15 protein-coding genes are annotated in these 10,341 nt (G+C 59.4%); 9 read left to right on the top strand and 6 right to left on the bottom strand.

The features are described from left to right. Positions 1 to 621: 621 nt before the first annotated feature. Together SO156_RS44855 and SO156_RS44850 are read left to right on the top strand one after the other, a co-directional pair. Positions 622 to 900, top strand: a complete 279-nt coding sequence (locus tag SO156_RS44855; protein WP_254107518.1) for a hypothetical protein — start codon at positions 622 to 624, stop codon at positions 898 to 900. 465 nt (positions 901 to 1,365) lie between these two features. Then, positions 1,366 to 1,614 (top strand): DNA ligase-like domain-containing protein, encoded by a 249-nt coding sequence (locus tag SO156_RS44850; RefSeq protein WP_498539323.1) that lies wholly within the window; start codon positions 1,366 to 1,368, stop codon positions 1,612 to 1,614. 61 nt (positions 1,615 to 1,675) lie between these two features. On the opposite strand, the gene SO156_RS44845 is transcribed toward SO156_RS44850, so the two are convergent. Together SO156_RS44845 and SO156_RS44840 are read right to left on the bottom strand one after the other, a co-directional pair. Further along, positions 1,676 to 1,810 (bottom strand): hypothetical protein, encoded by a 135-nt coding sequence (locus tag SO156_RS44845; protein WP_498539322.1) that lies wholly within the window; start codon positions 1,808 to 1,810, stop codon positions 1,676 to 1,678. A gap of 273 nt (positions 1,811 to 2,083) precedes the next feature. Continuing rightward, complete coding sequence (locus tag SO156_RS44840) at positions 2,084 to 2,242, bottom strand: hypothetical protein (protein WP_498539321.1); 159 nt, start codon at positions 2,240 to 2,242, stop codon at positions 2,084 to 2,086. A 1,957-nt stretch (positions 2,243 to 4,199) separates the two neighbouring features. Here SO156_RS44840 and SO156_RS44835 point away from each other — a divergent pair. Together SO156_RS44835 and SO156_RS44830 are read left to right on the top strand one after the other, a co-directional pair. Further along, the gene (locus tag SO156_RS44835) at positions 4,200 to 4,598 is read left to right on the top strand and encodes a hypothetical protein (protein WP_498539320.1); all 399 of its coding nucleotides are present in this window, start codon (positions 4,200 to 4,202) and stop codon (positions 4,596 to 4,598) included. Between the two features lie 404 nt (positions 4,599 to 5,002). Then, positions 5,003 to 5,227 carry a hypothetical protein gene (locus SO156_RS44830; RefSeq protein WP_498539319.1) on the top strand — a complete coding sequence of 75 codons (225 nt, stop codon included), beginning with the start codon at positions 5,003 to 5,005 and terminating at the stop codon, positions 5,225 to 5,227. A gap of 433 nt (positions 5,228 to 5,660) precedes the next feature. Here the strand turns inward: SO156_RS44830 and SO156_RS44825 are convergent, their stop codons facing one another. Together SO156_RS44825 and SO156_RS44820 are read right to left on the bottom strand one after the other, a co-directional pair. Then, positions 5,661 to 5,867 carry a cold-shock protein gene (locus SO156_RS44825; protein WP_097668860.1) on the bottom strand — a complete coding sequence of 69 codons (207 nt, stop codon included), beginning with the start codon at positions 5,865 to 5,867 and terminating at the stop codon, positions 5,661 to 5,663. Positions 5,868 to 6,363: 496 nt separating this feature from the next. Next, complete coding sequence (locus SO156_RS44820) at positions 6,364 to 6,561, bottom strand: hypothetical protein (protein WP_498539318.1); 198 nt, start codon at positions 6,559 to 6,561, stop codon at positions 6,364 to 6,366. A gap of 204 nt (positions 6,562 to 6,765) precedes the next feature. Between SO156_RS44820 and SO156_RS44815 the strand changes: the two genes are divergently transcribed. Beyond that, positions 6,766 to 7,191 carry a hypothetical protein gene (locus SO156_RS44815; RefSeq protein WP_498539317.1) on the top strand — a complete coding sequence of 142 codons (426 nt, stop codon included), beginning with the start codon at positions 6,766 to 6,768 and terminating at the stop codon, positions 7,189 to 7,191. A 251-nt stretch (positions 7,192 to 7,442) separates the two neighbouring features. On the opposite strand, the gene SO156_RS44810 is transcribed toward SO156_RS44815, so the two are convergent. Then, complete coding sequence (locus tag SO156_RS44810; RefSeq protein WP_498539316.1) at positions 7,443 to 7,676, bottom strand: hypothetical protein; 234 nt, start codon at positions 7,674 to 7,676, stop codon at positions 7,443 to 7,445. A 181-nt stretch (positions 7,677 to 7,857) separates the two neighbouring features. Between SO156_RS44810 and SO156_RS44805 the strand changes: the two genes are divergently transcribed. Then, the gene (locus SO156_RS44805; protein WP_498539315.1) at positions 7,858 to 8,178 is read left to right on the top strand and encodes a hypothetical protein; all 321 of its coding nucleotides are present in this window, start codon (positions 7,858 to 7,860) and stop codon (positions 8,176 to 8,178) included. Then, on the top strand, positions 8,175 to 8,525 hold the full coding sequence (locus SO156_RS44800) for a hypothetical protein (protein ID WP_498539314.1): 351 nt from the start codon (positions 8,175 to 8,177) through the stop codon (positions 8,523 to 8,525). Before SO156_RS44805 ends, SO156_RS44800 begins: the two co-directional genes overlap by 4 nt. Before the next feature lie 4 nt (positions 8,526 to 8,529). Here the strand turns inward: SO156_RS44800 and SO156_RS44795 are convergent, their stop codons facing one another. Further along, entirely contained in the window at positions 8,530 to 8,697 is a 168-nt protein-coding gene (locus SO156_RS44795) for a hypothetical protein (protein ID WP_498539313.1), read from the bottom strand. 315 nt (positions 8,698 to 9,012) lie between these two features. On the opposite strand from SO156_RS44795, the gene SO156_RS44790 reads away from it, so the two are divergent. Next, positions 9,013 to 9,258, top strand: a complete 246-nt coding sequence (locus tag SO156_RS44790; protein ID WP_498539312.1) for a hypothetical protein — start codon at positions 9,013 to 9,015, stop codon at positions 9,256 to 9,258. 360 nt (positions 9,259 to 9,618) lie between these two features. Further along, entirely contained in the window at positions 9,619 to 9,840 is a 222-nt protein-coding gene (locus SO156_RS44785) for a hypothetical protein (protein WP_498539311.1), read from the top strand. Positions 9,841 to 10,341: the final 501 nt, after the last annotated feature.

The raw sequence follows: 10,341 nt of genomic DNA, 5'->3' as shown, positions 1-10,341 counted from the left end.
CATTTGCTGGCAAATCAATTAGCAAACTATCGCAGCCAAGCTCGCCGCCCGGAAGGCGGCCCTCACCGGAGGCTTACGCCCGGCAAAACAGAGCGCTTCCTGTTCTGGAGCAGGAGATCTCGAAGGGGGGCGATATGCGGACCCCGCCGTCATGGACATTTCATGTGTTGGCTTGGTCGTTAGCGGCCATCGGCCTGATAGCGATTGCCTCTATGATCCCTTGGCCTGGAATTGAATGAGAGCCGGGCGGCCCTTTGAAGCAGCAGTCCTGAAACCATTTTGAGCGCCCCAAGAAGAATTTCAGCAACGCCTCGGGGGTAAGCCTTTTCCCAGCCGACGTGCCGAGCAGAAGTTGCTGTCAAAACAGCTTTCTGAGGTGGGCAGCTACTTAGCCGCCTTAACCAAGTCTCCGCAGTTGTCCTCCCGACCGAAGCTAAACGTGGGTGTTTATGAAGCACGAAATATTGTGGCTCATTGTACCGGCTATCGCCGTCACTGTTACGTTGGCAACAATAGTCCTGCTCATTGGGCGGTAAGCGGCAAATCCGACTGCCTAATCGCACACGGAAACCTGCCGAACTCGCGCAAAGGGGCGCTTCGGCTATTTGAACGAGCAGAACAATGAGCAAGGGACCGACCGGCGTTGAGTATCCGATCTTCCACATAGCGGTGCCGACCAAGGACGGCCGCTGGATGGTCTCGGCCATTGTCGACGGCAAGGTCGAAAGGCTATCCGGCTTTCTCGGTTCGCAGGAGGACGCTGAGGCCATTGCGCAGGCGCTCAATGATCGCGAACTCGCGAGATACGAAGCCGAGAGCGGCGCAAAGATCGAAGCGAGCTTCAGGCGGAGCTTGAAGGAAGTCGCTCAGGAGCTCGGCATTTCCTGGACCGACGAATAGACGCGCCGAAGCGCCCCGATGCATGTCGCTTAGCTGAGCCCGAGCAAAAACTTGATCAGGAAGGCTCGAGAACCAACACCGGCCTTGGTGGTGCGAGCGGCCTTTGCGTTGTCGACGAGCACTCATAGGCCGCTGATCGGCTCGCCACCCTTCGCAAAACGGATGTTTCGTCCTTGCGGGTGATCATTGCATGCGCAGCCAGCGATTGCTTCTATGATCCCTTGGCCTTGAATTGTTCGAGCTGGGCGACCCTGCCTTGCGGAAAAATTGTGCCTTTCGGGCACCACTTGCCTCTCTTTTTTAGCCTCGTCCCTTCTAACCTCGCGACTCAGGTATGGGTGATGAACATGGCCGGTAAAGCGAGGCAGCGCGATGCTCCTTTTTTTTCTGCTCACGCCTTGGATCCTCCTCAAAGTCTTCACATCCGCTTCGCAGGCGCGCTGGCTCTGACCGTTTGGAGACGATTTGCGGGATCTGCCGCTTCATTTGCGCAAGACGAACCTGGAGCGACTATTGGCGCGCCGGCCCGACGGCATCACCGTGGCGCCTTTCGAGCGCGGGGAGATCGGGCCGGAGCTCTTCCGGGCAGCTTGCCGCATGGGCCTTGAGGGTCTCGTCTCGAAGCACCGCGATTGGCTGTATCGCGGAGGACGCCAAAAGTTTTGGATCAAGGTGAAGAACCGCGGCCATCCAGCGATGGAGCGTGAGCTATGACCGTCGATCTAATTCGCCACCTCAAGGCCAACCGGATATCCAACACGGCAGTGCGGGCGCCTCAATTCATCTTCCGGCGGAGCTTCCTGATGATCTCCCGCAGATCGTCGGCGTACTCTTCGATGATCCGTAAGGCCTCTGCTGAGCGCGAAGGATCGGGCGCCGGTGCTTCCCGTTTTTCATCGACCGCTTCCATGGCCTGATATTCGACGGAAAGCCAGGAAAGGTAATTCAGCTAAGTTAAAGCCCGCGAGCGTGAACCGGCGGGCCGAGAGCGCGGGACCGAAGCTCACACCTTTTCCACACCCACGACGCGCAGTAGCTCGAGGCCGTGCTGAGCCGCTAGGAATCGATATTTTGCGAGGTGCCGACGTCAGCGCTTTGGCTCGCGCGAACCGAGACCGAGAAGCTGGAGCAATGAAATTCGCCCGGCCTCTCTAACCCTGCAGCTGAGGCCTGTGCTGATCGGTCATTGCTGAGCCAGTCGGCAGCTCGTCATGAGAACGTTCTGCCTGCAATTCCAACCGGCGCCCAGATCGGAGCTGACCGGGTGCGGGACAAACGCGAGCGCGGCCACGAGCAGCGCGGCGGTCAAGGCGAGAGAGCGGGCGTTCAGATAGCGGGTCATGGGTGTGTCTCCATCCCTTGAGATGCAGGCAATCATTCGCCGGCTTCAAGTTGATGTCGTCGGGTCCCTAATCGTGTTTCCGGACCGCTTCGGCCCGTACTGGAGAGATCCGCCGCGGCCTCTGGCCTGCAGCCGCCCCATTGCCGAAAGTTCCCGCACCATCATTTGCGAGCCGGATTCGCAAATAACGGAGCGGGCGACTACATTTTGTATGGCGCACGAGCTCTGCTTGGCGACCGCCGGCAGGCAGGTCCCCGACGGGGCGGATTGGATCCATGAAGTGAAGCACGGCCGGATGCTGTCATGCACGTCTCGCGGCAGGCCGCCCGAATCGTGCGATCATGCAACTGATCAGCGAGCACGGTTAGCGAGCTTCCCCATGTCTCATTTCATGATGGATTGTTATTTCCCCGACGTCACGAAGCCCGGCGGTCTCGCGTGCGATTCCTTGCCGATCAAGGCGCTCAACGAGGGTGATGCGATCGAGGAAGCTAAAAGGATTGCGATCTGGAAGAAGCCTGTCCGGTTCGATGTGCGATCCGTCAGTAGGGGCGGAGACAAAATGATCTTCGCTTCATAGCTCGGTGATCAACGGAGCGGCGGCAACTGAGGCGGCCTTACAGTTGAGAAAGCAGAAGGGTGAAGCACGCAATCAGCGTTGCCGTACTGAGGCTCACCACGACGAGCACTTGTTCACTACGGGCTTCCAGCTCTTTGTCATCCATAAGGCCCAACGTTCGCATTCCCGGTTTCATGTCGGCGGTCTTAGACCTCGCGAACTAAGCCACTTGTCGATATGGGCGACCATTTCGTCTAACCTGGCTTTGCGAAGCAGAGCCTCCCGATCGACACCGGGGGGAAGCGACTTGGCCTTCTCGCGAAGCTGTTTTGCCTCGGTGGCGAGGCGTTCGTGAGTGAAACGGAGACGCTTCATTTGCGCTTCTCCATTCCGTTCGAGGAGGCGGGCGCGCAGGCGCTCTCATCACCGATAAATGCCAGAGGCCGCGCGGTGATAATTCTTAACGCCCTTCCCGGAGGTTTCGTTCAGAACAGGACAGCGAGCCTCACCCAGTCGAAGGCCTGCCAGCGTGAACCGGCGGGCCTGCTCGAGTTTCACTTTTTCAGGCAAAGACCAATTGTCGGTGAAGTGCCGCACTTCCCGCCATCCGCACTGCCGCCACCAGGACAGAACACCGACACAAGCGTTTCGCTGCTATCGCAATTGACGGCACCGTCGGCTTGGACCGCTCGGATATTAAGCGATGCTGGATCGCCCTTGTCTCCCTTGTCGCCTTTCGGCCCTTGTGGTCCTTGCGCTCCGGCTGGACCCTGTGGACCTGGCACACCCTGAATCCCTTGAGCACCCTGCGGGCCGGCCGGACCTTGTGGTCCTGGATCACCTTTTGGTCCAGGCTCTCTGCCACATGCTACAAGTGAGAGAGCGGCAGTCATTGCGACTACCGTGATTATTTTTTGCATTGCGATCCTCCCAATGAAAGAGACCATTAAACTGGCCGCCTAAGGGAGCCGCAATAGAGAAGCCCGCCGACATTGGGGACGGCAGCGGGCTGGTGAGGTCGAAGCATCACGGCGTGCGAATTCCGTGACTCGTCATTTGAGGCCCCCGGGTGGGGAAATCACCTTGCGTGCGCCCTGGGGTTGCGAAAGAGTGCGGCCGTCCGGGGGACTAACCTGATGGATTTTCTTCGAAATCTTGCGATAAATCTAAAGGCCACTGGGCCAGCGGCTGTCGTAGCCGTTTGGTTCATTTGTCTGACGGCATTGGGTATCTTCGGAGGCCCCAACGCTGGAGCAATTACCGGTGTTCTGGAATCATTGTCCTCTCAGCGCTGATCAGCGCGTCCAATCAGAAGCGAGAGTAGCAATTCGCGAGGGTAGCGCGAGTCGCCCTCGGGCGCGGCCAGGTTCTGAGCCCCTAAGAATTGGGAGAATGTCGTTGGTTGACGAACGCTTACTGCACCGTTTCGATGAAATGATCGAACTCGGGAACAGGGTAATCAGCACCCGCAAGGCCCCTATGCCTGGGCATATCACTTCGGATTTTGTGAATGTGCAACTCGCCAATCAATGGTTGACGAGTTCCTTAGGTCTAATTTCGCGAACATTAGGGGCGGACAGCGAGCACTACGATGCGTTGAAAAGGCAGTTTACTGATTATCCGAAATTTCCAAACACCCAGCAGGCGTTGGGGGTTCTTCAATCAGCCCGGGATGACATTCGCGCCGATGCCCTTTTCAGCATTAAGGCACTAATTGCTGCGGAGGTGTTCGATAGTTTTTTGGAGCAGGCTCAGGCCTACTCAGCGCTCACTATTTTGCGCCGGCCGCGGTGGTAATCGGGGCCGTTCTGGAAGACGGCTTGAGGAAGCTCTGCCTCAAGAAGGGCCTCACTCTCCCGGACAAGCCGAAGCTTGATACAATGAATGCCGCACTCGCAAAGGCGGGAGCTTATAACCTCTTAACTCAAAAAAGATAACGGCCTTGGCCGACATCAGAAATTCAGCCGCGCATGGGAAATGGGATGCGTTCGGTGAGTCTGATGTGAAAAATATGTTGGAATGGACAAGCGATTTCATGGAAAAAAATTTCAGCTGAGGTGCTCTTTATCCGACTGCTCCATTCATCCGACTGCTCCGTTCAGGAGTCGTCCACACCCACGACGCGCGGTAGGTCTCCTGCATTCCGAAGCCCAACCGATTGATTTTTTGCCAGCCGGCGCCGGAGCCGCTTTGATGGCGGCATGCGCAAGCCTGCCCGCCGTGAGAACCGCACGCCGCCCAGTCACCGCCCGATCAAGATCACCTTCGGCGAGATGGGCGTGCGCGGCGTCCGGGTCTATTGCGCCGACTATCGTTGCGGCCACTCGGTGGCCCTCGACGCAGCGCTGAAGCAAGCGGCCGCTCCAAATGTCAAACATGCAGATCGCTTGTCCGCCCGGTCACCGCCCCTAGTGATCACCCGATGAACAGACTGCGGCCCAACAAGCCGGTTTGATTTCGGAGCTCAGATCAGGCCAAAAACGACGAAAATGCCGATCTCGATCAGGAGGGCCAGGCCTGTGATCGCGGACACAAGAAACACATCACCTAACGTTGGAACGTGCATGGCTCGCCTCATCACGCTGCGGCAGGCGTTAGAGGCTACCAAGGATGGGTAAGGTTCTGACCTCAATCAATTACAAGGACAGATTACCCCGTTCGAATGCCCATGACCGAGGTGATCACATGCAGCCAACAAGCCGGACCAAACAGGAACCAATGCTTGCCTTGCCACTTAGTTGACTCATAGCCGAACGACGGTGCAGCCGTCGCTGAGGTTACGGGCTCGGCCTCCTAGGCATACCGGGCCCACCTTTGTTTTCAGGCCGCCTCAGTTGGCGGCCTCTTTCGGAGCGCGTGTCAGACGCGCAGATTTTCCGCGCTGCTCTTGCCGCGCTTCCGATCGACCTGGATCTCATAAGAGACCTTCTGCCCCTCAGCCAGCCCCGAGAGACCGGCTCGCTCTACTGCGCTGATATGTACGAAAACATCCTGGCCGCCGTCATCGGGCTGGATGAAGCCAAATCCTTTGGTCGCGTTAAACCACTTAACAATGCCTGTAGCCACGTCGATTCTCCCATTAATTCGAAACGTGAAAGGATGGGGTTAGAAATCTGGCGAAACAAAGGGCCCGCCAGCGTGAACCGGCCGGCCTGACGTCCCTGTCACAAGCCCGTGGCATGAGCATTGCTATGTCAAAAGCAACTGGGATTTCAGAGCTCAGTTTGAGACAAGGCGCTGCCGGGGGGACTGGCATTTCGAGCCCGGCAGCGTCCTGTTTCGAGACTAACGGGCGGGGCGACGCTGGTGCCGTGTAGGACCTTTTAAGCGCCACGCCCGTTGACGGAAGTTGAGATCGGCGCGACCGCAAATGCAGTCCTCCTTTCCAGAGCGCCTCCGCCGAGGCGGTCTCAGTTACTTCTGCCGCGATCGCAGCCGGTTCTTCGGGGCCGCTTCCGGCGTCTTGCTATCGGCATCAGCATCTCCTTGAGCCCGGCCGTCACTTCCGGACTTTCTTGGCCCGGACTGCGCCAAGCCATCCAGCGCCTCGGATCTGCGCCGATCAGGGCTTGGGCTTCTGCTTCGCCGCCGCCTCGCGAGCCAGCCGTTCCGCCTTCAACCGTTCCCGGTTTGAATGGAATGCCTGTTGGGCGCGCTCATACTCGGACACTGGCACCTTGGCGTCCGCATCTCTAAAGACCTTTCGAGCTTCTCGTTCGGCTGCGGTCGGCGACTTCCGCTCCGCTATGCGATTGCTCATTGCTCCCTCCTCCGGGCTCATCGGTCCTTGCGCTAAGCGGCGCATCAGGACCGCCAACCTAGTGGGTGTTTTCCCCCGGCTTTATGTCGGGGCAAGGAATCGACGTCCCGCGATGCCGTTCGTTCCATGCCGTCCGGATGACACCTAGGGATCAGGCCGACTCGCGCTGCAACCCTGGCCGTCGGCTTCTTCGCGGCTGCCTGCTTGCCCGGCTTCTTGCCGGCGATCGGCATCAGCATCTCCTTTTGGCCGGCCGAGGCCTTCCTGGGCTTCTTGGCCGATCTCCTGGCGCCCGGTCACCGGCCGGTCAAGATCACCTTCCGCGAGATGCGCGAGATGGGCGTGCACGGCGTCGTGGTCTACCGGACTATCGTTGCAGCCACAATTGTGGCCCTGAATGCCGATCGCTGGCCCGACGAGATGCGACTCTCTGATATCGAACCCCGCGTTGTCTGCGCGGCCTGCGGCAGGCGCGGCGCGGACGTGCGGCCGGACTTCAACTGGGACCGGAAGCCGGTCGGGCTATCGCTGACCGCTCGGTTCTATCCGCGAGCAGGCCGAATGGCGCGGCGGCCAACTGTTGCAGGAGATGGCAGAGACGCCGGTAAGGGCAACGCAATCCGGTTTTGAAGTCGCAGGCTGCTACTCCCGCCGACCTCGGCATCACCAAAAACGCAGTCGTCACGCTGGCGGCCCAACTGTCCGCAAACGAGCATTGTTCGAACAGTTGCTTTGCTGGCCGCGGGGAAAGCTCAATCAAATCGCAACGCAGGCCGGTCGCGCCGCCCATCGAAAATCGAACTGTTGCATCAAAGCGGGCTCAGCCGCCGGACAAAACGTGCAGCCGAGCCCGGTGAGTTCGCAAATTTCCTCGCAATCAGTTACGCGGGCTGCTCGCCCTCGGCCAGCGGCTCGCCCACGGGCTCGGCTGGGGCCTCGACCGGCTCCGCAGAGATGACGGGCTCCTGCTCGGGCTCGGTCACGGCCGGGGCCTCGACCGGCTCCGCAGAGACGGCGGGCTCCTGCTCGGGCGCGACCTCGATGGCCGGGCTAGGCGTCGGCTCGGCGGTTGGCTCCACGCTCGGGGTGGTCTGATCGGATTCGTCTGGTGCCATAGGTATTCCCTCCCTCAAGGGGTGACTTTGTTAGGACATTTGGATTTGGAAGAGTGGTCGCGTTGCCTGCGCGAGCAAGCAAGTCCGCAACGTGTTCATTTAACGCACAACGCGAACCTTCCCGCAATATCGTAGGTTCATCCGCGCTGTGATTTTTTTTGCGCGCGACGACAACACGTCAGTGAATTCGCCAGCGCCAGCAAACAGCCGTCGCTACTTCACTCTGACCGCGATCGGCGGAACGATGGGCGATGTCCGATCGCCCGGTAAAATCACCTTCGGCGAAATGCGCGCCATGGGCGTGCGCGGTGTCCTGATCTACTTCGCCGACTATCGTTGCAGCCATTTGGTGACGCTGAGCGCCGACCGCTGGGCTGACGACTTGAGGCTATCGGATATCGAGCCTCGCTTTGTTTGCCGGAAGTGCGGTAAGCGCGGCGCGGATGTCCGTCCGGACTTCAACTGGAATAAGCCGGCGGTCGCAGCTATGGGGCACCGATGAAGCTCACCGCCGAACGTCTCTTCGCCAACCCGGAAACCGCCGCCCGCAAGCTCGTCGAGATCGCCGCCGGCACGATCCCGTCCAGGACGGCCGCATCCACATCGAGAAGATCAACGCGCCATTCCTCTACACGCTGCAGTGCAGCGGCGCGGAGTTCGGCGCCGGGATACAGTGGCTTTGCGCGCGGCGGTGCGCGGGTCTCCGGTGTGCCTCCAGCCAGCCTCGCGCGCCGGGGGATGCGCAAGCCGAAGTACTGGCGAATGAGAGCGGAGGAGTTCCGCACGAAAGCGGACAACTGCGAACTCCCACAAACCAGAGAATCGCTGCTCAGGGTGGCGCAGAACTAGGCCATTAGTGATCCGTTTGCTCGATCCCGAGGTGGTAGAGTTCGATGACGCCCTCACCAGACACCTCGATGGTGAGGGCTTCGATCTTGGCCTCTGCATCCGCCCTGGTCTTATACATCCACACCTCGGGTACATCGGGCTTGGTGCGGTCGACCTTCCGCACGACAAACACATCTCGTTGTCTGGAGTGGTGGTCGTCCCTGAATGTCTGAAGGCCCATGATTGCGCAGCTGGCCGCCGTTCCGAACCACGAGGAATCGATAATGACGATCCCACTTTGCTGGGGAGCTCGGTAGGGCCGCCTGCCCTCCCGGAGCCAAGGCTAGAGGGGCGCTAGCCCCGCGGAGGCAAAGCACTTCTACTCCTTCTCGCAGAATCAAAACATTAACACTTGAGAATCCTAATTCGCCAAAACCACTACCTAAGATCTCGTGGTGCAATCCTCGGGGAGCAGCTTCCCAAGCCCGAATCGCGCTAGGGCTGGCTCATGAAGCTCACCGCCGAACGTCCCTTCGCCAACCCGGAAACCGCCGCTTGCAAGCTCGTTGAACTCGCCGCAGGCATCGAAGCCGTCCAGGACGGCCGAATCCATATCGAGAAGATCAACGCGCCCTTCCTGTACCAGCACCATGGCACCGGCCCTGAATTCGGCGCCGGCATCAAGCGCGCGGTCGAGCGCGGCTGGTTCGAGCTCCACGAAAGCGGGACCTATGTCAGGCTTCTGAAGCAATGACCGCCATTTCGCGAGTGATCCAAAGGCTGCCGCAACAAGCCTTGCTCTACGGTTATCTGCACGAGCGCAACGGCAGCCTATATCATCCGGGAAGCAGCAGGCCTGTATGCAGCCGAGCTTTGGCAGATCAAGTCGTCAAAGACGGCTTCATTCTGAAGAATGGACAGAGGTACGAGTTGACGGAGCAAGGGCGGCGCGTCGCTCAATAGCGCTCGCCCCTGCCTAGATCGTCCCCAAAGTTGAAAATGTCCGAACTGGCCGACTAGCCCATGTGATGGCACGAGGGAACGTTGGAGCCCGCGGGCAGTTGATCAGCTCATCCCCGACAAGTGGAGTTTTCCCATGCGCGAGAGGCGCAGGATGGCGGGCTCAGCGTCTGTCCGCGCCACCAAGGCATCGGTTGAGCTCCTGCGGACCGGCTATGCCTTAGTGGTCGACGGTCCCATCAAGGCCAGCTTCGAGACAAAAGTCAGTGCCCTGGAAGCAGGCACACGGCTGAAGACGCAGTCTCCTCGGCTTCAAGTTAGGATTTACGACGCTGAAACCAAGCTCAGCGAGACTGTTGAGACCGCCAAAGCCTGACAACGATTCGGACTGAAATTGCAGAGGCCTTAAGATCAATCGTTCATCAATCTGGCCGGCCCCGCTATCGATCCGGACGATATAGACCGCGTTGCAGCAGCAGCCGTCATCATCTCCGGTCTCTCCGTGCCTGCCGCCGCCCCTTTTTGAACGGACGGAAAACCTTGGAACGGCACCAAAAAGAGGCAAGCCTGACAGGCGCCCGGGAAACGCCGATCACTCGTCGATTGAAGCTGCAAACCCTCGGCGTCGTCGCTTCGCGGTCGTTCTAACCGCGCCTTTGCTGCCAATCGTCCATGCTTCTCCGTGGCCGCACCGCGGGCACCGGAAATCAATTTCGTGATGGCCGGTCCGCCTGGATCCGATGAAGTTCGCAGCCATCGGCCAAGCCCGACAATCCGGACAAACAACTAAAACATGATTGGGGTCGAGCACGGGCGATCGTTCCCATTATCCAGGGGGACCCGGGTCATTACCTAACAGTGCGTTTTTTCGATCGTT

Source organism: Bradyrhizobium sp. UFLA05-125 (genome assembly GCF_059803515.1).
This window is presented reverse-complemented; position numbering and strand designations above follow the sequence as displayed.